Origin of the sequence: Kosakonia quasisacchari, assembly GCF_004331415.1 — a bacterium.
GTDB classification, from domain to species: Bacteria; Pseudomonadota; Gammaproteobacteria; order Enterobacterales; family Enterobacteriaceae; genus Kosakonia; species Kosakonia quasisacchari.
In genome coordinates, this window is the sequence record NZ_SJOP01000029.1 from 20,158 (window position 1) to 44,397 (window position 24,240).

The 24,240-nt window shown below is 53.7% G+C and carries 27 protein-coding genes; all 27 read right to left on the reverse strand.

Going from position 1 to position 24,240, the window contains the following annotated elements; genetic code table 11:
* Window positions 1–308: 308 nt before the first annotated feature.
* Window positions 309–3,488: a host specificity protein J gene (locus tag E0L21_RS22515; protein WP_131413439.1), complete on the reverse strand. Its 3,180-nt coding sequence runs from the start codon at window positions 3,486–3,488 to the stop codon at window positions 309–311.
* Between the two features lie 51 nt (window positions 3,489–3,539).
* Window positions 3,540–4,145 carry a tail assembly protein gene (locus tag E0L21_RS22520; protein ID WP_131413441.1) on the reverse strand — a complete coding sequence of 202 codons (606 nt, stop codon included), beginning with the start codon at window positions 4,143–4,145 and terminating at the stop codon, window positions 3,540–3,542.
* A 40-nt stretch (window positions 4,146–4,185) separates the two neighbouring features.
* Window positions 4,186–4,584, reverse strand: a complete 399-nt coding sequence (locus E0L21_RS22525; protein WP_131413443.1) for a hypothetical protein — start codon at window positions 4,582–4,584, stop codon at window positions 4,186–4,188.
* A gap of 31 nt (window positions 4,585–4,615) precedes the next feature.
* Window positions 4,616–5,326, reverse strand: coding sequence for a C40 family peptidase (locus tag E0L21_RS22530; RefSeq protein WP_131413445.1), 711 nt, complete (start codon window positions 5,324–5,326; stop codon window positions 4,616–4,618).
* A 1-nt stretch (window position 5,327) separates the two neighbouring features.
* Window positions 5,328–6,083 (reverse strand): phage minor tail protein L, encoded by a 756-nt coding sequence (locus tag E0L21_RS22535; protein ID WP_131413447.1) that lies wholly within the window; start codon window positions 6,081–6,083, stop codon window positions 5,328–5,330.
* Window positions 6,080–6,418, reverse strand: coding sequence for a phage tail protein (locus tag E0L21_RS22540; protein WP_131413449.1), 339 nt, complete (start codon window positions 6,416–6,418; stop codon window positions 6,080–6,082). Before E0L21_RS22540 ends, E0L21_RS22535 begins: the two co-directional genes overlap by 4 nt.
* Entirely contained in the window at window positions 6,418–9,708 is a 3,291-nt protein-coding gene (locus E0L21_RS22545) for a phage tail tape measure protein (RefSeq protein WP_131413451.1), read from the reverse strand. The genes E0L21_RS22540 and E0L21_RS22545 overlap by 1 nt, the downstream gene beginning before the upstream one ends.
* Window positions 9,709–9,743: 35 nt before the next feature.
* Window positions 9,744–10,007, reverse strand: a complete 264-nt coding sequence (locus E0L21_RS22550) for a phage tail assembly protein T (protein WP_020454434.1) — start codon at window positions 10,005–10,007, stop codon at window positions 9,744–9,746.
* A gap of 23 nt (window positions 10,008–10,030) precedes the next feature.
* Window positions 10,031–10,417 (reverse strand): phage tail assembly chaperone, encoded by a 387-nt coding sequence (locus E0L21_RS22555; protein WP_131413453.1) that lies wholly within the window; start codon window positions 10,415–10,417, stop codon window positions 10,031–10,033.
* Between the two features lie 47 nt (window positions 10,418–10,464).
* The gene (locus E0L21_RS22560; protein WP_020454436.1) at window positions 10,465–10,938 is read right to left on the reverse strand and encodes a phage tail protein; all 474 of its coding nucleotides are present in this window, start codon (window positions 10,936–10,938) and stop codon (window positions 10,465–10,467) included.
* A gap of 59 nt (window positions 10,939–10,997) precedes the next feature.
* Window positions 10,998–11,345, reverse strand: coding sequence for a tail completion protein gp17 (gp17, locus tag E0L21_RS22565; RefSeq protein WP_131413454.1), 348 nt, complete (start codon window positions 11,343–11,345; stop codon window positions 10,998–11,000).
* Entirely contained in the window at window positions 11,342–11,788 is a 447-nt protein-coding gene (locus E0L21_RS22570; protein WP_131413456.1) for an HK97-gp10 family putative phage morphogenesis protein, read from the reverse strand. Before E0L21_RS22570 ends, gp17 begins: the two co-directional genes overlap by 4 nt.
* Complete coding sequence (locus E0L21_RS22575; protein ID WP_131413458.1) at window positions 11,785–12,123, reverse strand: phage head closure protein; 339 nt, start codon at window positions 12,121–12,123, stop codon at window positions 11,785–11,787. The genes E0L21_RS22570 and E0L21_RS22575 overlap by 4 nt, the downstream gene beginning before the upstream one ends.
* Before the next feature lie 11 nt (window positions 12,124–12,134).
* A complete protein-coding gene (locus E0L21_RS22580) occupies window positions 12,135–12,461 on the reverse strand; it encodes a head-tail connector protein (RefSeq protein WP_131413460.1) in 327 nt (108 codons plus the stop codon).
* The gene (locus tag E0L21_RS25285) at window positions 12,458–13,492 is read right to left on the reverse strand and encodes a phage gp6-like head-tail connector protein (RefSeq protein ID WP_131413462.1); all 1,035 of its coding nucleotides are present in this window, start codon (window positions 13,490–13,492) and stop codon (window positions 12,458–12,460) included. The genes E0L21_RS22580 and E0L21_RS25285 overlap by 4 nt, the downstream gene beginning before the upstream one ends.
* Window positions 13,489–14,835 (reverse strand): phage portal protein, encoded by a 1,347-nt coding sequence (locus E0L21_RS25290; protein ID WP_131413464.1) that lies wholly within the window; start codon window positions 14,833–14,835, stop codon window positions 13,489–13,491. The genes E0L21_RS25285 and E0L21_RS25290 overlap by 4 nt, the downstream gene beginning before the upstream one ends.
* Window positions 14,835–15,002 carry a hypothetical protein gene (locus E0L21_RS25050; protein WP_020454443.1) on the reverse strand — a complete coding sequence of 56 codons (168 nt, stop codon included), beginning with the start codon at window positions 15,000–15,002 and terminating at the stop codon, window positions 14,835–14,837. Before E0L21_RS25050 ends, E0L21_RS25290 begins: the two co-directional genes overlap by 1 nt.
* Window positions 15,003–15,040: 38 nt before the next feature.
* Window positions 15,041–16,978 carry a phage major capsid protein gene (locus tag E0L21_RS22595; protein ID WP_131413466.1) on the reverse strand — a complete coding sequence of 646 codons (1,938 nt, stop codon included), beginning with the start codon at window positions 16,976–16,978 and terminating at the stop codon, window positions 15,041–15,043.
* Between the two features lie 58 nt (window positions 16,979–17,036).
* On the reverse strand, window positions 17,037–18,695 hold the full coding sequence (locus E0L21_RS22600) for a terminase large subunit (RefSeq protein WP_131413468.1): 1,659 nt from the start codon (window positions 18,693–18,695) through the stop codon (window positions 17,037–17,039).
* Window positions 18,696–18,698: 3 nt separating this feature from the next.
* Window positions 18,699–19,199, reverse strand: coding sequence for a terminase small subunit (locus E0L21_RS22605; protein ID WP_020454446.1), 501 nt, complete (start codon window positions 19,197–19,199; stop codon window positions 18,699–18,701).
* 104 nt (window positions 19,200–19,303) lie between these two features.
* A complete protein-coding gene (locus tag E0L21_RS22610; protein WP_131413470.1) occupies window positions 19,304–19,672 on the reverse strand; it encodes an HNH endonuclease in 369 nt (122 codons plus the stop codon).
* Entirely contained in the window at window positions 19,665–20,258 is a 594-nt protein-coding gene (locus tag E0L21_RS22615) for a hypothetical protein (protein ID WP_131413472.1), read from the reverse strand. The genes E0L21_RS22610 and E0L21_RS22615 overlap by 8 nt, the downstream gene beginning before the upstream one ends.
* A complete protein-coding gene (locus tag E0L21_RS22620; RefSeq protein WP_131413474.1) occupies window positions 20,240–21,700 on the reverse strand; it encodes a glycosyltransferase family 2 protein in 1,461 nt (486 codons plus the stop codon). The genes E0L21_RS22615 and E0L21_RS22620 overlap by 19 nt, the downstream gene beginning before the upstream one ends.
* A gap of 318 nt (window positions 21,701–22,018) precedes the next feature.
* Window positions 22,019–22,300, reverse strand: coding sequence for an Acb2/Tad1 domain-containing protein (locus tag E0L21_RS22625; RefSeq protein ID WP_131413476.1), 282 nt, complete (start codon window positions 22,298–22,300; stop codon window positions 22,019–22,021).
* 705 nt (window positions 22,301–23,005) lie between these two features.
* On the reverse strand, window positions 23,006–23,533 hold the full coding sequence (locus E0L21_RS22630; RefSeq protein ID WP_131413482.1) for a hypothetical protein: 528 nt from the start codon (window positions 23,531–23,533) through the stop codon (window positions 23,006–23,008).
* Entirely contained in the window at window positions 23,533–23,982 is a 450-nt protein-coding gene (locus tag E0L21_RS22635; RefSeq protein ID WP_131413478.1) for a lysozyme, read from the reverse strand. Before E0L21_RS22635 ends, E0L21_RS22630 begins: the two co-directional genes overlap by 1 nt.
* Window positions 23,979–24,239 carry a phage holin family protein gene (locus E0L21_RS22640; protein ID WP_235855280.1) on the reverse strand — a complete coding sequence of 87 codons (261 nt, stop codon included), beginning with the start codon at window positions 24,237–24,239 and terminating at the stop codon, window positions 23,979–23,981. Before E0L21_RS22640 ends, E0L21_RS22635 begins: the two co-directional genes overlap by 4 nt.
* Between the last annotated feature and the right edge of the window lies 1 nt (window position 24,240).

Consider the following 24,240-nt stretch of genomic DNA (forward strand, 5'->3'; position numbering starts at 1 on the left):
AATAAATGTCGGTACAAACCTCCCCACAAGTTCGTTACCATCTGCGTCAAATAGCTGGACTCCGTAGGCCATAATCCTCCCCCTGACATTGATAATTAGTCAACAGGCTCTTTTCTTTGAATCCAGGGAAAAAACGTAAATCAAGCGTATTTACTGGCCTGATCGTAATTGTGCCATTGTGGTCAATCCTTATTTTATTGACCTTAACCACATACTGTGTTTTTTCAGAAGTAAGATTCCGTGAATTATAAACACCAGTACAATTAACATCTTTTATACCGGAATTAAACGAAGAACACCCGATAACACTAAGAATACTTACCGACAACAACACGCAGCGTGCCATTTTGGTCATATACTTTTTGCCCTTCATTATTTATTAGAACCCTTCCTTGCCCCGAGGTATATCCATTAATTTCAAGGTTACCTCCTTTATCTAACCGCCATCCGGTTTGAGAAGCAACATAATTATTCGACTGGATATAGCTCCCTATTTTGGCGTTTGTGATCGTCCCGTCCTGAATGAATGCACTGGAGATAAATACCTGGCCGTTGACCACCGCGAAGGGCGAATATTGCGTGGTACCACTGCCGCTCATCAGCACAAACTGGTTGGCATTGAATCCCACCCTGGTCACTACCGGCTGCCCTGCCTGCGCCAGTACGGCGATGGACATCCCGGCGTTATACATTACGCCGTTTATCCGCACGCCTGTCTTCAGCGTATAGATAGCCGTGGCGCCATCAGCGTCCACTACCGCCGTAAGCTTGTCCTCAAGCGTTGCGGTAACATCATCAATCTTCGCCTGTACCTGGGTGGACAACTCAGCCATCGCATTACCGACTTCTGCAATCGTTGTTTTCACAACCAGAATATCAGCACGTACTTCGCCATACTGACGCCACTGGTGATCAACCGTCGCACCTATCGACAGCGCATTTTGCATTGCCGCTTCCAGATTAGTATCAATGTCACTTGTCAGCCGGTTACCATCGGCGGAAGTGAGGAAATCACCGGTAACATCACCAAGGTAGTCAGAAGCCTGGTCGTTTGCCATCCCCCTGATCCAGTCGGTATAGCCTGATTCATTGCCGGTTTTATCGACCAGTTGCGCGCGATACCAGAATTCCTGCCCGACCTTCAGCCCGAGCTGGGTGTATTCAGCCGACGGGTAAGGCACATCGGAGAGCAGCAGCGGATCTGAAAAATCGCTGTTGGCTGTGTACTGAATTTCTGTTTTCAGCGTGTCAGCGGTATTAGCCGGGAATCCCCAGTTAAGACGGATACCCCAGTTAATACCTGTCGCCATAAAGCCAACCGGCTTGGGCGGGTTACCTTCTTTCCCTGTCAGCGTGGTTTCGCTTGAGTATCCCCAGCCACTGGAGATTTCAGCGGCGTTGATGGCGCGCACGCGCACCAGATAGCGTCCCGCATAAATGCCCGGCACTTCAAACGAGGTGGTGGAGCTGCGCGGCACGTTCACCCAGTTACCGTCATTGCGGCGCCACTGCGCTTCATACGCGATCGCATTGGCCGTGTCCGTCCATGAAACGCGCATGGTCTGAACGCTGATCCCCTGGTTCACCACGGAATAACTGTCGATAGCGATATTATCGGGCGCTGCCTGGCTGCCCGGCGGCACGACGCTGACGGGGCGGCTGTCGATAATAGCCCCGGTATCGATACGGGTATATTTATCCGGATCGTGAGCCGCGCCGGTGATGGAAAACGTCCCATCATTATTATCGGTCACACTGACAACACGGTACTGCTGCGCATACAGTTCGTCCGATTCCACTATCCATACGCTTTCCACTTCCGGTGTTTCGCTATAAGCGGTGGTCACCGTGACCACTTCTCCATTAACCGCCTGAATGGTACGGCTCTGCGCAGCACCGGAAGGCAGGTTCAGGAACAGCCGATCACCGGCAACAGCATCCGGCGCTCTGTCCAGGGTAATCGCCCGGCCATTCACCGCGCTGATACGGCCGCCGGTAACCTTACCAGACAGGTTCTCATCAGCCACAGCGATGATGTATCCAGGTTGTGGGATCATGCCATCCAGCCCCACGGAGAAAGAAACCACCCGGTCTTTATTGTTGGTGAGGATCCCCCAGCGCCCTTTTCGGTTCGCTTCTGACTGGCGTGTGCAGCCGATTGCCGTCATCTCAAGCTGGTTAAAACCTTTGTAGCGGGCTACCAGTTCCTGTTCAAAGACTGGCTCCATTGCATCAGCGTAACCGTTATCCGGATCTGAATATGAAACCAGCGCGCTGGTATACCGGCTTTTCGTCGTGCTGCTGCTGTAGCTGAATCGGCCGTCAATGACGTTTGCTTTTGTGTAGCTGTAATCGACATCGCGCGGCATATCCGCCAGGGTAACAATCTGGTTGCCGCCCCAGTAGGTCATACCCCGGAAGATGGCGGCGAAGTCACGCAATACCGTATAGGCGTCGTTGCGATCCTGAACATAGACGTTACAGATATAGCGTGGTTCGGTACCGCTGCCGCCTTTACCGTCCGGCACTGGCGCATCGCAATACTGCGCCACCTGATAGAGCGTCCATTTATCGATATTCTCAGCCGTCAGGCGATCGCCAAGGCCGAAACGGTCAGAGACGACCAGATCGTAAAAAATCCATGCCGGGTTATCAGTCCATGCCCATTTAAAGGCACCGGACCATGTTCCAGTGTAGGCGCGTGTTTCCGGGTTGTAATTGTCCGGCACGCGGATCACACGTCCGCGCGGCTCACAGGAAATCTGCGGGATAGAGCCATTGAACTGGCTGGAGTCAAATTCGATATAGAGCAGCGCGGTGTTGGGATAGCGCAGTTTGGCGTCGATCACCTCCGTGTAGCTCTGTAGTGTCATCGTGTCGCCGATTTTGGCACTGTTGGCGTCAGCGGTAATTTTCCTTACCCGCACAGTCCATGAAATGGCACCGGGAGGCAGATCGATACGGTGGCTGCGTTCGTATCCCGATGTGGTTTTCCCGCTGACGGCGGTGTTAATTTTCGTGACAAACGCCCCACCATCCACCTGCAGATCAATCGCGTACTGAACCTGGTTACCCACCAGATCGCCGTCATCTTCTTGTTTAAAAAGTGACGCCCATTTCAGGCGCAGGCGTACCGCAGAAAGCTGAGAGTTCGTAAACGTATGCGTCCAGGCCACTGAGCTTTTAATCTCGACGCCGGCGCTGATCTCATTCTCGGTACCTGGAATGCCCTGGATATAATTTTGCGCCTGTGTGCCAGGGCGAAACTCCCAGGTCACTCCGCTGAAATTCGATGAGCCATCGGCATTCAGCAGCGCCGTGCCGTCGAGAAAAATACCCTGTCCAGTGAGCTGGCCAGAAAGCTCCCCCTCGCCCAGCGCGACAAGGATCTTCGCCTTCGCGACAGACTGGAGATCGTCAGGCTGTTCTGTGGGAGTGCGGGAACTGGAGCTGCCGCCTTTGCGCCCATGAATTTTCTTGTTTGCCATATTGCGCCCATAAAAAAACCGCCCGTAGGCGGTTATTGACTGGAGGTAATGTTACTGCTGATCTTCGACGTAAATACCTGCTGAAATGATGGCGCCACCGATGCGGCGTTTACCATAGAGCAATGGCACCGGGTAGCCCTGGGCTGCGGTATTTGTTACGCTGCCGAAAGCATATGAGGCGCGGTTATCGGCATCCTGTTTGCTTGCCAGCCCGGCGGTTTGCGGCGAAAGCATTTGAATTACACCACCAGCCATTAAACCTATACCAGCACTTACCATGGCCGAGCCAACTGCAGCACCAACGCCAGTCCACGAAGTCATAACACCTACAACAGCCCCTACAACGACCAGCACAGCCCCGAGAATTGTTTGTAGTACCCCAGATTTTTTGCTGCCAATAACCACTGGTGTAATGCGGATGACTTCACCTGAAACAGGGTAACCTAAATCATCCTGTCCAATGTTTTTCTTCCCTCGAAATACAGCATAGGTTAGGCCGCGACGGTTGCTGGATATCATGAACTGCTCAAAACCTTTAATCGTGGCCGCCAGTGCGCGAGTTGCTTCATGCGTTGTGCTGATTAAGCGATGGTGAATTTTACCAAAGGTTTTCCCCAGTACGCCGCCTAATTCAATTCGTGTCATTACTTCAGACATATTCGCTCCATTAAAAAAGGCCACCTAAGCAGCCTTTTTATTATCTTGTTTGCCAAAGCCTGTACTGCCCTACCCCGCCAGATTCAGCCTGATATTCAGCATACGAACCATCAGCCAAAATATTGAGTGACTTTTTCCAGCTTGTTAGCGCACATTTAAATCTGACAGAAATAGAGTGATTACCGTTTTTAAGATATAAATCAACATACTGATTCTGCTGTAACCCTGCGGCCTCGATACCATCAACACTAACAATTAACGGGCAATCGTCGCCAAGAGCAGAACCAGTTAATTGCTTAACGCGATGCACTCTGATTTGCGATGTGGCAGCCCCCGGTTTGATGAAAGACTCATTATAAATGACCTGTGTGCTCTCAAAGGGTCTATCCGCACAAGCACTCAACACAATCAGAGAAAATGACAACAGAATTTTTTTCATGGCATATTCCCTTTTTCATAAAGAAATCAGGTTAGCACAGAGATTTATAGCGTAGAACTTTCATAGTTCTTTCTTTCCAGTACCCGCCCCACGGCTCCCGGTTACTGAGCCTTCCGTACAGATGGTGCATCATCATATTGCCTTCCAGCAGGATCGCCGCATGGTTCCACTTGTTCGCCTGCACCTGCATGATCAGGACATCACCCGGCAGCGGTTCGCCGCTTACTTCACGAAACCCGCATTCATACCAGTTGTCCTGATAAAAATTGGCGTCGTACTGGTCTTCCCACCACGGGTAATCGACTCGGTAATCCGGCAGCTCAATACCGTGCATTTGCCGGAACCAGCTCATGACAAGTCCCCAGCAGTCATAGACGCCAAGCACAAACGGACGCTCCAGCAACGGCAATTCACCGCGCGGCATGATGGTGCGGAAATCACCCTCCGGCCAGCTGACGATATGCCATGGCAAGGCAGTAAGATCACACTGCGCCTTGTCCGTCTCACTGGGTTGCGTGGTGGCGTCGGGGTGACTGTGTGCAATCGCCGTGACTGTTCCCCAGTCTTCCGCCGCGGCATAATCCTCCGGGCAAAGGACAAAATGATCCTCCGGTTTTTCGCCAATGTTGCGGCACGGGAAATAACGCTCCACACGGCTTTTCTGCACCACCAGCCCACACGCCTCGCGCGGATAATCGGCGGCCGCATGCGCCATAATGGCATCGAGTGTTTTCTGGCGCATATCAACTCCGGATCAGAGACGTGCCCGGGAAACCACCGAAAGACAGCTCATTGCCTTCGCCGAACCGCAGCTTGCAGGCCGTCAGCGTACCGTTGCACTCGTCGAGTGATGGATCACCAACGGCATTGTTGTTTTTGTCGAAATACCGCGTTCCAGCATAATCACAGCCATTACCCGAACGGTACTGCCCGCGAATGCACCAGGTGCAGAGTGAATGAAGCTGGCGCGTCGGGATCATCAGCCCCTGCAAATCCATCGGGCTGGAAAGCGTGAACGCCACGACCTCGTTTGTCTCGCTGCTTTTCGCATCGATGTACCAGACCTGCAACTTTTCCTGCAACGGGTCGGCAGCCGGGTTTCCATCCGCAAAGTTCTGCGCATCAAGGTACTGCGCCAGCGTGTCGTGGATGGTGACTTTCGCCTGCAACATATCATCGTAGGCAAGGCACAGCGCAGTGATCGAGGCGTCAAGGTTGGCGACAGACAGCTTCGGTGATGCGCTGCTGCCACTGGTTGACGCCTCAATCCCGTCCAGTTCATACGGCCAGGCTTTATATTCGTTCCCCTGCCACCAGACAGATTTCGCCGGCAGCAGGGTTTCGTCACCACCCGCCGCAGTAATTTCCGCCTCAGTGTAAGGGATGTTGTGGCTGTGAAAACGAAGAACATCGCCCACTCCGAAAGCGGTGCCATCAACCTCAATAAGCCGGACTGTGTTTCCTGGTTCCAGTTTTTGATAGTCGCTGTTTAAACTCATGGTGCAAATGCCTGTTCAAAAGTTGCAGAGAGGTTGTATTTTCTGGCACCCAGCGCCGTCGGCTTATAGGTGTCACAGCGGAATAAGCCGAGGGGCTCCAGCGGTGGGCGCCATGAAAAAGATTTCGTACCGGCATGCCGATCCAGAAATGCTTTGATTTCGGCGATATAGTCCTCATCCCCGGTAAATTCCAGGGTCCATTTCTGCGACCGTGGATTTAAGCCATCGCCTGACACCTGCTTGTAGCCAGCGCCGAACTGAGCGGAGCGGGTTCGAAAGGTGACCTCCTCTTCAGCGTTGATGCGGGCGCACCAGGTAAATTCCTCAATAGCCATCAGCGGCCCCCTTTAGCCAGATTCCAGATTGAACCACCCGGAGACAAATCACGCCGTTGCAGCTCGCGGTAACGCTGATCAACATAATTTCCGATGTCACGACCGAAACTCTCATAACCACTGGTTCCGCTCGTATTCGTGTTGCCGTTGCTGTCGATATGAATGTTTACCTGTAGTGCACCGCCTGAAGAGGTGGCGGTGTTTACTCCGGAGCCAACAGCCCTTACACCTAGCGAACCATCTGAAGCGCGGGTTAATGGCATGATGGCTTCCGGTCCTGCTTCGGCAAATACGCCAGCCCCCTGGGCGAAGGCAAAAAACTGAGGGGAGTTGTAGACGCCGTTACTGTAGGCGCTCAGCGATGGCGAATCGTACACCCCTCCCTGCGCATTGAACTGAAAGTTAGCCACAGCAGACTGGATGGCCGTTCCGCTGCTGGCCGTGGATGCACCTGCAGCGCTGCCGCCAAAAAAGCTTGCAACGCCGCCAACAAGCGAACCCAGCAGACCGGAAGAAGATGATGCGCTTCCCATGGCGTTAACGACCGCCATTTGCAGCGCCACCTTTTCGATGATCTGAAGAACGGAGATCCCCCATGATTTCCAGGAGACTTTATTACCCTCCAGCATAGAGGTGACGTTGCTGAATGCGCCATCAAGCGAGGACTTGACCCCATCAGAGACGGTACCGGCAATATTGGACATTTCATCAAACCAGTTGTTGTAGCCCTTCGAGACGCCATTGCGCCAGTCTGCTTCTGATGCTGCTATCGCTTTGTATTTTTTATCCAGCGCATCCAGTGCAGCGGTACGGGCAGCAATTGCTGAGGAACCACCATCAGTATTTGCGAATACACGATCAACCTGCTGTGTTTCATCAAATCGCTGACGCTGCCTGTCACTCATCCCGGCGGTTTCGGTTGTCAGCGCTGCATCATCGTTAAATTTGCGCGCGGCTTCCGTCAGGTCTTTCAGCGCGTCGGCCTGCTCACGCACTTTTTTAACGTGATCGTCAGCGAGTTGCGTCAGCCTGGCGAGTTCAGCAGACTGAGCCTGAATGGCTTTACGCTGCTCATCCGTCCATTTTGCACCTGTCTGGTTAGCCGCTGCGTAGAGCTCAGCGGCCTGCTCGCCTTCTCTGGCACGCACTTTTTGCACTTCGATGGCGACACTTAAATCCGCCAGTTTTCGGCTGTACTGCTCAGCCTGCGAAGCCGCTTCCCTTTCAGCTTTGTTTTGAGCGTTAGTGGCAGCCGTTGTATCTTTCTTGGCCTGCGCCGCTGCGGCGTCTTTCCTTGCTGCCTGATCCTTGTTGTAGATGTAGGTGGTGTACAGCGCGCCAGTTAATTTGAGATCTTCCGCCTCATATACGTGCTGCTGATGGAGTTTCGCAAGTCCATCCATGCTCGCCAGCACATTATCCCGCTGCGCTTTTTCCAGTGCAGTCTGCTGCTGAGGAGTGGCTTTAGCCAAAGACACCACAGGTCCCGCATATTGCGGTGGCGTGGCGCCAGCAGTAGCCGACATGGAACGATTCAAAAGGTCATAAGCCCCCTTGAGTATGGAAACGGCACCAGCCTGCTCGACGGCTTTTTGCGCCGCCAGATCGCTGGCCTGATTAACCAGTTTCTGTGTGGCTTCAACTTTTGATGCTGCCTGCTCACGTTCATATTCAAGCTTATTAAGCTGCCCGGTAAGCTCGATATTTTTGGCGGTAATATCTTCCTGATCCATGAAAGTATTCAGGCGTGTCATCCGTGGAGACTTATTATAACTTTCCTGAATCTGTGCCAGCGCAGTCTGGCTGTCCTTTACCTTTCTGATCTGCTCATCCAGATCAGCAAGGTCTTTTTTCTGTGCCTGGAGAGATGCGCTGGCATCGACCGCAGTTGAACGCAGCCCGGCAACAGACATTTTCTGAAGTTTGCTGTTGATATCGTCAAGGTTATCTGCGAACGCAACCGCCTCTTTATGAACCTGTTGGGTATGCTCATAAAGACCATACATCGCTGCGCCAGCGCCAATGATAAGACCAGGCCAGCCGCCAAGAACACTCAGCACACCGGATCCGATGCGTGACATTGCTGATGCGCTGTTGGTCAGATTGTTTACCGCGCTGCTGCGGGCAGAAATCGCGTTACCGAGCCCGGTTTGCGCGGCAATAAGATTGCGTTCAGCAACGATCTGAGCCTCTATTGATACTGCGGCTGATTTTGCCTGTTGCGCCCGGTATACAGCCTGCCGTGCGGCGGCAACGCTAACCTGAGTTCCTCTTACCTGCGCCTGAGCCAGGGCAACTTCGGCGGCGGTATTTTTGATAATCTCCGTAGTTGCGCTGGCTACGCTTCCGACCATGTTCCCAAAGAAGCGAGCCAGACCGATCCCAACCAGCGCGCCAGCAGTATTGGCAACGGTATCGATATTTTCTGCCAGGCCATCAAGAATGCCAGACAGGGTGGATGACGCGCCTACAGCGTTGTTGGCACCGCCTACCCATGCAATGAAGGCGTTTTCAACCTTCTGAGCAGATCCGCTGATACTGGCCGGCAGCGAGTCGAATTCTTTGCGTAGCTGCTCCACATTCGTCAACAGAGGAACAATTTTATCTGTCGTCAGCTCTCCGTTATTCGCCATATTACGCAGGCCGCCAACGGTTGTGCCCAGCCCCTGTGCCAGCAGTTTTGCAAGCCTGCCGCCATTTTCCATAATGGCGTTAAACTCTTCTCCACGAAGAACGCCGGAGCCCAGCGCCTGGCTTAGCTGCGTGATCACTGAGCTGGCCTCTTCCGTGCTGGCGCCAGACAGTTTCAGCGATGTAGCAACGGTTTCAGTGACCTTTGCCACGTCAGCAGAGGCATATCCTGCATCGCGCAGCGCGGAAGCGATACGAGAATAAAGGTTCGCATTCGCTTCAAACGACGTGCCGGTGCGCTGACTGATATCCATCAGGGATCGCTGAGAAGCCGCAAAATCATCAGCGCCTGTACTGGCAAGACGCAACCGCCCTGAAAGTTGGTTCCAGGTGTCTGCATAGCTGATAAGCTGGGATGTTGCGAACGCGCCTGCAAATGCCCCCGCCAGGCCAGAGGCAGTGGCTTTAACCGACGCCAGCTCATTATTCAGTGCAGCAATGGAGCGTTGCGTTTCGCGCGTGGCTGCCGCGGCTTTCTTACCGCCGCTCTCCATCGTTTTGTAATAGTCCGCCCCCATGCGTGAGGCGCGGGCGATTTCGGACTGAAACGAGCTGGAATTGGCTGATATTTTAATGATGAGTTCGCGCAGCGTAGCCATATTTCACCCATAAAAAAGCCCGCGCGCGGCGGGCATTAAAGACTGGACATCCACTCTTCTAAATCGCTGATTTCCTCTGTTTTGTCCTGCTGACCAAATTGGAGGATCAGATCCTTAATCTCGTATTTGCCGCCCTGGGCGTTAAGCGTGGCCACAGCAATTTGCGCCGCCTGTGCATCGCCGCGCCAGTCGCCGATTGGGCTGATACGATCGTAGGCAATCCACATCTTAAGCTCGCTGGCGGTAATGCTATGTCGCAGTTCATGAAACGTTCTTCCCAGCCGGAGTGCCAGCGACATCAGAAAGAACGTCAGCGGTTCCTTTACTTTTTTTCCGCTTCGTCCTGTGTAATACCCAGATCAAGAGCCTGGCGCAGCAGGCGGGCATGTACAGGGCCATAAATTTCTGCAACGGTGGCCCGGTCATCTTCACTGAAAACGCGGTTGCCGGCTTCATCAAGCAGAACATCAAGGAAAAGGATCACATCTGCTTCCTTGTTTCGAATGAATTTCTCGGTTTCAGAAAGCGGCTTTTTATCATCATCCGGTGTGTCGCCAACGAACTCGCGGAAAGTCGCCCATGCTTCACCGGATGGCTCACGAAGGATTACCTTCGCGCCGCCCCATTCGTTAACGGTGACAGTTTTGGTTCGAAAGGCGGTGGCCGCCGTCAGCGCCAGCGCGCGTAAAGAAGGTTTCGGATTGCTCATTATTTTTTCTCAGAAGAGGAAAAGAAAGCGGCCGGAGCCGCTTCGGATCAGGACCCAGGGTTTGCAACGATGCGTTTTGGTTTGCCACGAACGCGCAGCGAATAGGTGGCACCCACAACAGCGGACGTGGCTGCTGACCATGAACTCTGTCGCACTTCAACCAGGATATAAAAACCGTTGCCAGACGGGAAAATTACACGCAGCGCGCGCAATTCATCGTTTTCATAAGCAGTCTGCAATGCCAGTTGTGCGGCTTCATCGCCAACCCAGTTACGGCTGATAGACATTTCAGCCGGTGCTGCCAGACCGTTGGTCTGTTCCTGCTCAAGGGAACAAAGCGTGGTGACATCAATGTCACCCTTCTGCCCGCCGGTATAGCTGATTTCCTTTGTTGCGCATTCCGCTACCAGAAAAGTCACGCCGACGCCGGGAAAACCAGAAGACTGAAAGTCTTCGGCGGTAACAGGGGCATCAGAAATGCCGACCTGTGTACCTTTCGTTACTTCGTATTTGCTGGTCATGTTTGCTCCAGGCATAAAAAAACCGCCGGTTGGCGGTTATTGGTTTTGATGGTTAAGGTTTACTGTTGGATGTGGACTTCAAGAGTTGCGCGGCGCAGCCCGGTGTCTGGATCATGTCCGCCGGTTTTACTCATCTGCGTGAATTTAAGTGGTGCCAGTGCGGCAATAACCTGCTCACGCAGTGCCCGTGATTCATCGACTGTTCCGGAATACACATCGACCTGTAGCGCGGAATTTTCTTCCGCCGGGCCACAAAGCGTATCGCCATAAACCTGATCGACCAGCGTGAAGGTGATCCACGGCGGTGCTACCGCGGGCTGCCCTTGCTGATTAAGCGGAACAATGTCAGGGTAAACCTGACCACCAGCGAGCGTCCCGATAAGAGGATAAACATCGGCCTCGGTCATTTTGACAGCGCCTCATCAATCGCCTGATTGGCACGTGCAAAGGCAGCATTTGCCGCATCTTCTTGCCGCGCATCATAGGCCGGACGGATAAACGGAACGGCCGCCATATTTGACGTACCAAGCTCAACGAAACGCCAGTAAAAGGCGTTGCGCGAATTATTTGCTTTCATCGAATTGTCGCTGTTGCCGGTGCGTGGGTTGGTACCGCGCACATGCACGCCGGAGGAGATATCACCGTTGCGATCACGCTGGGTGATAACCACAATGTTTTTCTTCATTTTCCCGGTGCGCACCGGCGCACGTTTCACCGCTTCATCTTTGAAAACGGTAGCCGCCGCGCGAGTGGCATCGCGCATCACCTTTCGGTTTTCCACTTTGCTCAGCGACAACAGATCATCAGACAGATCAAGTAAGCCTGAAAAATCCAGTTTCGTATCGATCACGGCTTCACCCCCTGCTTGCAGAGAATTTCCAGTTGTGTACACCCGGCATCCGGAATGGGCGGTCCCGTCACCTCCAGGGTAAGCCCTTTAAAAGCGCCGCTAAGAACTTTCAGACGCGAAGAGGCTGAAACGTCATTGCGATAACGGACCCAGACCCGCACTGTCGCTTCGGCTTTTTCTGCCCCGGCGACGATTAATTCCCGCCCGCTGATGCCTTTCACCTCAGCCCAGATTGATTTTCCTTCCTGCCACACCGGTTTAACATCACCGGAAGGAGTGCGGACGGGCACAGAGTTCACAACAGTGATGCGGTCACGTAAGCGGCCTGCATGCATAACGCCTCCTTTTATAAAATGGTGGGTCTGCGCAGATCGTAAATAAGCATCGTTACCGAGAACGGCAGTTCACCCTGTTTTAATTTTTCCTCCTCTTCTCCGCCCCGGTTTCGGTCGAGCCATCCCAGTAACATAAGCAGCGCTGTTTGCGTTCTCAGCAGTGGCTCTCCATCAATCAGCGATGCATCGCTGCCAACGATAAGCTGACGGCTTCCCTGAACGTAAGCGAGAATGGCGGCACTTCCTGCCTGTATTTTCAATTGAAGATCAGCATCACCGGCATCATCATCAATGCGCAGGTGCTCTTTCGCCTGGTCGAGGGTCACAAGTTCGATCACGTCTTATCCCTCCCGTCACGTCCACGTTTGGCGGCCAGTGTCCACCCTTTCGAAGCGATTTCTCCGGGCTTATCCTGTGTAGGTTCGTCACAGTGCCACAGCGAGCCACCCCACGTGACAGTATCTCCCGGCAGATACTCGTCACCGGATTTGAACACACCGCGGTAAAGCATGACCGGAACGTCAAAACGCTTGGTTTCGCTGCTTCCGCTGGCGCGATTAACTGTTAAGGTGAAGGAACGGTGCTCAGAGCGCTCAATTTCCACACCTGCGACACCATCGACCAGACATTCCCAGCCGCGCATACCGTGAGTTTTCTCGTAAGCACGCCACAGCCCGCCGTTGTGGGTCGCATAGGAACCACGCGGATAGCTCTTCTCTTCATCGATAAAAGGAAGTATTTCGAGTGCCAGCGCGTCACGGCCATCGCGGCCGGGCTCAGCAGCAGGCAACGCAGCAACCGCCTCGCTCACCAGCGTTTTTACATCAGGCAAAACTGGCATGGATGCGGTGACAAGCTCATTAAGCATGGGCCTGACATCTTCAGTGGTAAGGCTTTTTCCGTCCCGCGGTACCGGAATATCGGAAACCGCCGCGTCAACGGCCTCTTTTACCGCCTGCGCCAGCACATCCGGATCGTAATCCCTGCCATTTTCAGGCGGAGGAATAGCGCCGACGGCTTTATCCACCATGTCCTGAAGCATGGGGCGCACATCATCGGCAGTGATGCTTTTCCCGTCCTGTGGTGGAGGTAAAGCTGAAACAGCCTCCTGGACCATCGAAGAGAAATCCGGCAAGGCGGGTAACTCCGGTGCCGGAATTGCAGCGACGGCCGCAGAAACAAGTGCGGAAAAATCCGGCGCTGGCACATCTTTTATGGCACTGAAATCTGATGCAATCTGATCCAGCCTTTTGTCGATCGCTTCCCGGTGTTCGTTGAGGCTTTTGCTGAAACTCTCACGCATTTCAGTGATGACCTGGCCGAATTCCTCGCCCAGCACCTTTATCAGGGATAATTCGCGCTCATTCATTTTGTCAAAAATCCTCTGAGTATTGCTTTGGTCACCGCCTGCTCGGCATCAGTCAGCGCTTTTCCTTCATTGCCAGTGGCTACGGTTTGCGGTTGCGTTGATGCCGTACTTTTCCCGAACGGATCATCGGAAGCATCGCGGCGCGCCAGCGCACCAAGGCTAAAGTTCTGCTGTTGCAGATAGAGATCGTCGCCTCCGTCAACCGGCGGCAAATTCTCGCGAAGCCGGGCCTCGTTTGGTTTCATGATGGTATTTTTAACCGCCTCACCGAGCGTTTTAATTCGGCGCTCACTGTCCATGCGCAGCAACGAATTCACGTCAAACTCAGTTCCGGTGTTGCCATCCAGTTCAAAGGCTTCATCAAGCAACAACTCAATCGACTCGATAAGTGTCTGTAAACACTGTGAGTAATACTGCTGCTCAAGCGCTTCAATGTTGTCATAAGAAGGAAGAGCGCCAATCCCGACTTTGTAAGCCGGCACATGGAAAACGGAACAGACAATTTCGGCAGACATCCGTAACTGCTCAACCATCTGTGCATCGGCAGCCGATACAGAGGTGGGGTTATATTTTGCCCCATTGCTCAGGATGGCTGTTTTCCCTGCGTTTTCTCCGGTATACCCGGTGTCCCAGTTAGTTTTCAGAAGGCGCGCGTTTTCCTCACTGATACTGCCAGGCACCTCAATAACGCCGCTCGGCTTGCCGCCGTTACGAAAAAAGAATGCGGAATTTTTCTGTATGTGGTGCCCCTGCATGGCAGCCAGCCCGGCGGCGTAAATCGGCGAAAGGCCAATCAACGGATGAAAAAGACAGTTGAAACGATCGTGAATAACCTCGCGCGCGGGAACTGTCACAGTTGTTTCGATCCCGCTCATATTGTCCGGGCTAATCTGGTAAAACACAGAACCATCATCCGCCACCAGCGGTGTCACTTTATTCCAGTCAAGAATGCGTAACTCAGTGATGTCGCCCCGGGCGTTACGGATTTTCAGGGCCACCGTGTTGCCGTGACAAAATTTTGACGTTACCCAACTTTCAAAGAACTGGATCCGGTTCTGAAAGGCATTTGGCTTATTTAAAAGTGCAGCGACACTCCCTTTTCTGCTTTCCTTCCAGATCCCATTCGAATCGCGGAGTATGAGCCGCAATGGCATCTTCGAGATATCGCTGGCAATCAGCGATATACAGGAGAAAACCGCATAAAAGGAAAGTACGGTCGTGGGGTTAATTTCCAGATTGCGCTGCCAGGCACCGGCGAAAGGCTCACCGATAAGAGACATCCATCCGCCGCGGCCCGTTGGCTGCTGAAGAGCTTTTTCTTTTCTCCGGAAAGGATTCCACATTAACCAGCCCCCGCATTATTTTTCTTTCTCGTGCCGCCAGCGCGCTTACCACCGGCATATTCAGCCTTGCCCAGCAGCACCAGCACCCTGGCGCACTGGTCATCCACAGATTTCTCATCGCCTGGATGTGAATCATGCGTGCGTTGCAGATATCTGATTTTTGCCATGCAAAATGGCGGGGAAATTCCCCGCCCTCCTGTGCTGATTAGCTGCCCTGAGTGGTGCCATAGTTCACACCGGAAATCACTGCTACCGCAGCGGTGCGACGGCGTTTCCAGTTAATCCAGCGTTCAGCGCGGATGGCCACACTGTTGGTCTGGAACATGGAGACCAGCTCGGTGCCCGTCGGCGTGATGCTGTCGCCGGTCGGATCGCTTTCCATTTCAAGCGATGCCTCGCGGGACATATCGACCGCAACCCCGCCATCATCTGCAAGGTAGATATCCGGCGCGTTGACCAGCACCAGCAGGTTGCCGACGTACTGGGATACGATCACCGGAAGACCCTGGAATGTACCGCCAAGCAGCGTCATTTCCGGGTATTCTTTCTGACCCAGTGCGTTTTTACGCATCGACAGCGCCAGCGCAGTGGTGCTGGACATCAGCCAGACCGCACCATTTGGTTGCAGATTAGCCGCAACGAACACACCAAATGCTGCTGCAGCGTCATCGTCCGGATTACCGGTTGACGGGGTGGCGACGATGCCGTTGGTGATGGATGCCGGAGAAATACCAGCCGCCTCTGCCTTCGATGGATTAATGAAGTCGGTGTCCAGGCGGGCAATAACGGCTTCCGCCAGCGCATTACGCACCAGCGCATCGGCTGCCGGGTTTGAGAAACGGATCAACTCATCGGTCAGCACCGCAATAGCAGCCACTTTAGCAAACGCGAAAGTGATTGATTCGAAGTCAAACTTCGTCAGCGGCTTCGCCTTGCCCTGGCCTACCCAGTTTGCCGAACCGCCGGAGGTCTGCGCCGGAATGCGGATGTTAAACGGCACCTGGCGCAACGCCGGGATATTGCCCTGACCAAAGCGGCCGATGATGGTCTGCGGTCGCAGGAATTCCACGAAATCCTGCGCATATTCCTGGTATTCCACCAGCGCGCCAGCCCAGGTCGGATCGGTAGTGGTACCGGCGCCAACAGCGGCTTTCAGCACGTGGTGAAGTTTGGAATCGTCCGGGTATTGCTTGCGGGCGATTTCCAGCGCTTCAGAGCGGCTGCCGTTCGCAGCAGCCAGTGCTTTGGCAAAGCGGGCAAAGGCGATACCTTTTTCCAGCTTCTGATCAACACGGATGATACCCGGCGCGCGGTTGTCCACCGTGTCCACAACACCCGCGGCGGCTTTGGCTACGGGTTTTGCCGTAGCCGCCATGTTATTTTCCATGTCACGCAGGCGTTTGAGATGCGCGTCCACGGCTTTAATTTCTGTGGAAGTGTTGTCGTAGCTCTCTTCTTCTTCCATGTCCAGGGTGCGCCCTTCTTCAGCCGCTTTTGACATGATCTCATCGAGAGAGGCCGCCAGCGCTGAACGCTTCACTTCGAAGCTTTTGATCTGTTCTGCAATATTCATGTTTTTTCCTTTGATTTCAGTCGATTTTTTTGCTGTAGCGCCAGCAGGTTGATGTAATTTGACCACCGTTTTCTCATGGCCTGACGCGGCGAGAAGCTGGCGATCGAAAGATTTAACGGTCTGGATGGAACATTCAGCGTTTGCCGGAATGGTCACCGCAGATACCTCAAGGAGATCCCAGGACAGAAAGCGGATACCACCTTCATCCAGGAAGGAATATTCAATGGGCCGGAAACCGATTGATAAACCACGCACCAGACCGGCCTTGATGGATGCCCAGGCCTCGTCGAGGCGCGCAGCCAGTTGTGACGGCATGTCCGGCGTCGGTTTCACCAGCTTCGCGGTGATTTCCAGACCGTCATTCGTCATTTTCGGCATGCAGGTGCCGATCGGCTGTGAACGGTCGTGCTGCCAGAGGAATGGCGTATCGCTGCGAAACTTCGCGCCCTCCGGCTCAATAATGTCCCCGTCACGATCCGGCGATGGCGTGGAGGCGATGCCGGTAATGATCCGCTCATCCTCGTTTACCGCTTTCACCGTCATGAGGGTGCATGCGCGTTTAAGCGTCATTTTGCTGCCTCCTGAAACGAAAAAACCCGCCGGAGCGGGTTATTGGCTGACATAGCTGTCATATGAAATGCACCTGGTAATCCTGTTTTTTCGCCTCCGGGTTAAGCGCCATAAGCGAAACGGCGTTAAACAGTGCCATCAGCGGGTCAATCTTGCCCTTTCCACTGGCCTGCTTGGTAATGAGAATGGCGTTACCTTTAGGTTCAACACGTGCGTTGCCCACACACCAGGCCATCAACGGCTGGCCACCATGAACCAGAACACCCTCAGCAAGCTTGCGCTCCGTGGTTTTAATCGCACCGCCAAGGCGCCAGCCCTGACTGACACCAACCACAGCATCAGCGGGAATTTCCGCCTCAATGAGCGCATCGAGGATCTGACCGACACCTGACGGGTCTATGCCGATTTTGTCGAGCAATTCCGCCCTGTGGATCCGGCTGACATATTCCGCCACTTCCTCAGTATCCTGCCCGACGCGCTTAACAATGGTCAGGTCACCGGCTTTCACAAAGTCGCTAAACCGGGATTCCTCGCTTTTACGGCGCCGGATTGCTATTTCGTGCGCCCAGGCATGACACCAGCAGAGCCATTCCCGCGTCTCGGCATCACGTCCGACGGCACTGAATCCCAGCAGGTCATCAAGTCCGCCGCCATCAATACCGACGGTGATCACCTCGGCACGTTGCAATAAATCGTCAAAACTTACGCGCTTAGCCTGCTGATCCCAGAAATCGACACCCGCCCAGCGGTCACTGCGCAGATTCAGGCCGATTTCGATATTGAGATGCTTCGCCAGGAATTGCTGCAGCGTGCCGTCTGTTTTTGCCTGGTTTTTGCGGAGATTGTCCGCTATCCATTCCGGGCTGACGGACAGGCCGATGTTGGGGTTGGTGATATAAAAATTGTCAGGATCGAGATACGCCTTGCTTTCCACCATGCTTTCCGGGAATTCGTAAAGAATCCCAAGCGTTTTTGGATCGCTGATTTTGCCGTCGCGCACATCACGCCAGTAATCAAGCCGCTCTTTAAATACGCCAGCCGGTGGCTCATCGCTCTGCGTGGTAAGGTAGATAACCCACCCTTCGTTTCGCGATACCTGCCCGCCGAGCGCCTCCATAAACATGGCTTCAGCGTTGGCGCGCTTCCCGAAAAGCCACAATTCGTCCACCAGGATACGTCCTGATTTCTTACCGGAAACCGTATCGGTATCGGCCGCCACCACTTTAAGTGTGTTGCGGGTCACCCTGTGAGTGATTGTGCGGATATGGTCCTGAATCTGAAACATATCCGTCAGCTCATCGTCGGCGCGTATCATGCCGGCGGCAGGCTTAAAGCTGTTGTCTGCCACTTCCTTGGTTGGTGCCAGAATCAGGTGCTCTTCGTCTTCGCGCCAGCAAAGAATAAGTGCCGTCAGCATAATCCCAGCTGCAATCGTTGATTTTGTGTTTTTCTTCGAGATCAACAGGCCATATTCGCGGATCAGCTGATTACCCGTGTCAGCCTCATAACCTCCAAAGATTGCTTTAACAAAATCAAAGACCCAGGCTTCAGAACATTCTCCGAATGTGGGCTTACCCGGCAGGTCTGATACCCGCAGCTCACGAAAGATGCCAAGCGCCTGCACTGCCTGATCAGGAAAAATTGGCGGCGGGATGATGGACTGGCGGTTAACCAGCAGGCTTTCCCATTCAGGGCATGCCGTGGACCACTGTGCCATGAATTACCCCTTTTTATTGTTTACCACCAGTTTCGGCGGTGTCATAGCGCCAAACTTGCTGGCGCCTGCCGCCACTTTTGCCGCAGCATTCCGCGCATCTTTCTTCCCGGTCTCACCTTTTTTGGGGTGGATATAAGGCAGCATGGCTTTAGCCGCATCTTTCCTGACGTCGATCTCTTCACCAGCATCGTTCATCACCGCCATAAGAAATTTGAGCGGATCATCGTAAGTACCAACGGTGGGCGGCGATTCAGGCACCGGGATTTTTTCCGGCGTGTTTACTGCTGGGGTATAAACATTTTTGCGGTATGCGGGAACCTCATCAACATCGATGTTTTCCTTCTTTTTTCTCTCTATAAATGCGATGACTTCCGGGTCTTTTGCCAGTTGCGAACCCTTTGACCGTGCGGATTTCTCAGAGTATCCCGCCTTTATTGCCGCATCTTTTTGAGACATACCGGACATCAGCGCCACCGCGAATTTTCGCTTTTGCGCTGTTAACATGTTTATACCCTCCAAAAGGGAATTTTTTCTGCGCGTGAGAGGGGGAGCGGTGTCCAGCGCAGTTGATGTTTACTTCTGATGATACCCCCCCCGGGGGGCTCGGTTCAGATCGCCACAAGCCCTGTCCCCTGATCTTCACCGGGAACGCCATGCTTTAAAGCTTCACTGTCTGGCAGACCTGTTGCCGCTTCCCTTGCTGACTTACCGGCATGGCACCCGGTGCATAATGTCCAGAGATTTCGCTCTGCGTTATCACCGCCGAACTGAAGCGCGATGCGGTGATCAAGTTCACTTTCATGCAGGTCAACGGCGCGCGCACACATGCAGCAATGTCCACCGTCCCGCACCCATATACGCCGCTTGAGTCCCACGCGGGCGCTGCCACTTATGCGCCGCTGCTCACCATAAACAGGTTTGATGCGCCTCGTATCAATCACTTTCAGCCTAGGTTTCAGTGTTGTTAGCTTAACCATGTAACCTCCAGGCGCGCCGACGCTCGGTGCGAGGAATCTGGTCTGGATGTCGCTCGACAGGTTCGCCATCAGCATGGTCAACCAGCGACCAGCAGGGGTAGACCACTGGCGCACCCCATGCATCACCCAGCGCGAAGTCAGCGGGCTTGCTGCTGTCCCAGCGTGCCAGCACCCTCGGCAGATGCTGAGGCGGCACGCTGTAACACACGCCATGAATGAGCTGCGGCAACGTGATGTAGTCGGCTCGCGTCCTGTCAGCGGCAATCAGCCGCTCAGCAATCTGCGCCTGATACTGTGGAGGGCGGCCAGTGCCGAGGTAAAAACTAATCAAGTCATCAGGCTTGTCATTAAGCCAGGGAATAACCTTATTGGTAAACCACGGCACCGGCAGTGCATCATCCTCCAGCACCACCACACGGCATGGTTGTGTGGAAGCCCATTCGAGTGCCCGGCGGTGATTCCAGTTCGCACCATGATTATCCTCATCAATAACAAGGTGCGCGCCGATATGGGAGGCCAGAGCATCGGCATGCTGACGCCGGGAGTGATGGCCAATAACAACAAATCTCACTTGTGCTGCCACCATGCCACCTCTTTACCAATACCGTTTGTTTTGAAAACCGTATGCACTGCCGGGCCTGTCACGATGCGATCGCCAAAGCGTTTCGCCACAATGCCAAAGGCCAGCATATCGCCGACGGCTGCCGGTGCTTTCTCAGTCTTCCAGAAGCGGTGGCACTCCAGCAGGTAATACAGCCGCACAATGCCATGAGCAAACGACATCACGTCTTCACGCAGGCCGCCAAGCAGCCCGGCGTTAAGCATCACGTCGTTGCGGTGCTGGTCGATAAAGTCCTGATAGATGCGCTCGGGGTGATGCTGACGCGCCCAGGCATCGGCATAGGTCTTAGGTTCGGAGCCTACATAAACCATACCCGGCACCATATCTGCCCACGGTTCGCGGAGCATTTCGACATCGGTACCGTCGGTACACCACACGGAGTGATACTCCGGATGATCGCGAAGGTGCTGCCAGATATGCAGCCACCGCCGGAAATAAACGTTCATCGCTACTTCCGGCACATCGACCAGACTGGCACCGGCTGGTGCGCTGGTGAGTTGGTCTGCCAGAACCACCGCTTTGGCACCTTTAACTGATGCAGACCAGCGCGCGAGTATGCCTGGCTCAGCCGTCATACGCTCATTGCGCTGCGGGTCGGGCTGGCTGGTTAACAGCGTGGTGATCACCACATTATGCCGCTGGCGATACTCTGCATAGCCGGTATACCCTGTGTCGCGCCGCTCGTTGTGAATCCGTACATTGCGCTTCACCTGTTCTTCCCGATCCGGACGCGGTACCGAACGCTCTACCTGCTCATGCTCGTCAAGAGAGTGAATGAGCTTTTCAGAGCCAACCACATCAGCGAACGCCCACGACGTAAGACCGGCATTGTGGATGCGCAACGCCAGATCACTATGCTCATACATGCCGCGGCCGTAAATCGGGTCAAAGCCGCCGACGTGCTCAATCACGCTGCGGTGGTAATAGAGCATCACGCCGCGCTGCCCGGTGTAAGCCACATGCTTATCGTCGTGGTACAGCACAGCAATATCATTCAGCTTGCGCGCTCCCGCCAGATCAAGGAACTGATAAGCCAAGTGAAGCTCTGGTGAGTCGATATAAGGCAACCACCAGCCATCAGCAACCGGCCATGCGTCATCGTCCCACAGAAACAAATGTTCGCACCCGGCATCCATCAGAGCGGTGAGGCTGGCATTTTTCGAAGCCACAATTCCCCGCGATTTTTCGTGCCGGATCAGCTTAACGCCGTCGGGAACCGCTGCTGGTGGCTGTGAACCATCGTCAACGACAACCACCAGCGCGCCAGCAGGCAAATACCGCATGTGATGCTCAAGCGACTGACTGAGAACCTTCGCACGGTTATGGGTGCTTATAGCGATACCGATCCGGCTGTTTCCGCCAGCCACTACTGGCACATACGGGACACCATCAATAGTGACCTGCATATAACTTTCCTTTTAGATGTGAGCCTGTCGCATGGGACAGCCGCCCGAGAAAACAGCTTTCCCCAGGCTCACGACTGAAAGACTCTCAATTGTTTAGCGCATGCGAAGCGCAATAAAAAAGCCACCAGCGGATGCCAGTGGCTTGGATTGGGTGTGGTGGCCGGTGCTGATCTCCGGCTTTCAGTCCTTTCGGATTGCCGCAAGTTATGTCTGCGTTTAATAGCCTCTTGGGAACCCCGCAGCGGGCGCGCATCAGCCTGCGCATTCACCACGATTTGACATTATCACAGGCACTCAGTGAATGCCTGCTGTAATGCCTCAGCAGTCGGCGTCAGGCCGGGCCACTGCGCGACAAGCCCACATACAGGCTTCCTGCATTTTGGTACGGGCGATTGACAAACAGCGCCCTGCCTCATGTGCTTCAGCAGAATGATTTCCCGTCATCGACAGTTCATCCGCCACCCACGCCTTTTGTTTCTCAAGCAGGGCGTTAAATTCTCGGGCGACCTGCTTTAGTTCATTCATGTCACCGATTTCTTTCGGCCCTAACGTGCGGTAGCCCTTTACGGTGCTGCCGTCCTGCGGTTTTGCTTCGTTCATAGTTTCCTCGGTTATTTCAGGCACTGCTGCCTGATGTAGTCCTGCAAGTAGTTCACTTGCCCGGTGATGGTGTTGACCCTTCCGTTTTATGGAAGGACTATTTTAAGGTGGTTGCGTTTGTAATTATTGCGACTCTATAAAAAACACCTCAAACACTTGCGCTGATTGCGAGGTAATTTCTGGGAATCACGCGTAAGTAATAAAGTAACCACTTAAAATACAGTACAATTTACCGAAATAGTGATTTAGGTCACATTCAGCATTAATACCCGGATCATTAATTTCATGAATCGGGACACGATAATTTGTGATTAGTGAATTTAGCGTTTGCAGGTTATAAAGTGCGCCAAGGATGCAATTTATAACAATAAACAACTTATTTACTGGCAGTATCGATGTCGAATCTGCCTGTTTTTTTTTAGTTTTATAATCAAACGAACTACTTCTTAACTGATATCAAGCACGCTTAACCACCTCCCTGAAAACTTCACTCACTTGTCGTAAAATAACTTTTTTTTGAAATTCGTCCGCTTACGCTTGCTGAATCTCGTTTATGAACCACACTTGAATCGGCTCTTAAAGGATGCTCGCCCAGACCCAGGGAACGACTCACGGATGAGTCATCACCTTCAGCGGGATCTGAGGGAAACTGAAAATAAGAACCGATGCTGTACCTCAAGATTGCCTTCGCTTAGAGGGCTTTTTTTATTTCTGCCGCTGACGCTCAATATCACGGATACCTGCAAGGTTATTATTACCCTGCTCGATGGTGGCGAGTAGAGGCTTAATCCACAGCACCGCTTGGCAATATGTCAGCCCGCTGGTGGTAGAGGTACTATCATCGGCTGTGTCAGGCTGGCCGGTATCGGCGTGCATTGCGCTGGCACGTAGACGGTTCGTGTATTCGAGCAACCCGCGAGCAACGTCAGCAGGAACAGGCAGATCACAGGTTTTCTCACGGCGAAGAATCTCCCGGTATTCAATAACGGTTTTTTCGGCATCGCTGGCGACCACGGCGTTAGCACTGGCAGCCAGTTGCGCTACCTGGTTAAACCGGTTCACGTTGAATGCCTGAGTTGCAATCACCTGCCCCTGTAATGCGTTGTCGCTCTTAAGGACGCGGTTATCGCTTTCGGCTGTAGACAGGTCAGCTTTTGCAAATGCCAGCAGAACTACCAGAACGGCAATTACTACTACCGCTGAAAGTGAAGCTATAGCGGTCAGCCGGTTCATCATGCACCACCCAGGAACAATTCACGCTCAGCAGCGCGCCGACGTGAAAGGCCAGCCAGCACCTGCCCGCCAGCTTTGTTCCAGCGTAAGAACTCATCGGCGGCGCCGCGGTAATCACCGGCATTAAGTTTTTTCAGCAGCGTAGAGGTGGAAAGCGCCCGGGCGCCGAGGTTGTAGGCGAAGGAAACCAGCGCATCGAACTGACCCTGCGTCAGTTTCACTTTCACCAGCTTCGATACATCGCTCTCGTAGCTCACCAGCCCGGTACGCAACAGACGTTCTGCTGTTTCCTCTTTGATGGTCATCCCGGCGCGTATTGGTTTCCCGTCCACCGGCTGCGCCCAGCCATAGCCGATCGTCCACACGCCCACGCTGTCCTGATACGCCGTCAGTCGCAGACCTTCAAACTGTTTGATGAGCGCAATGCCCTTATCGCTAATCTGCATTATTCTGGCCTCAGTACGTGAAAAATCCGGGCTACGTTACCGCGCGCCGCGAAAACAGCAGCGCAGATGATGAGATTCATCAGCACGGTCGCCCAGTGGGCATGGAAATAGAAGTTGAACATGAAACGGAATGGCACCGTGGCATAAGCCAGGATGATCAGATAAGCCAGCCATGACGCCCACCAGTTGTGTCGCCCGCCCGGCTTGCGAAACATCATCAGGCGCAGAACGATAGCGGTACTGGTCACCACATTGGTCAGC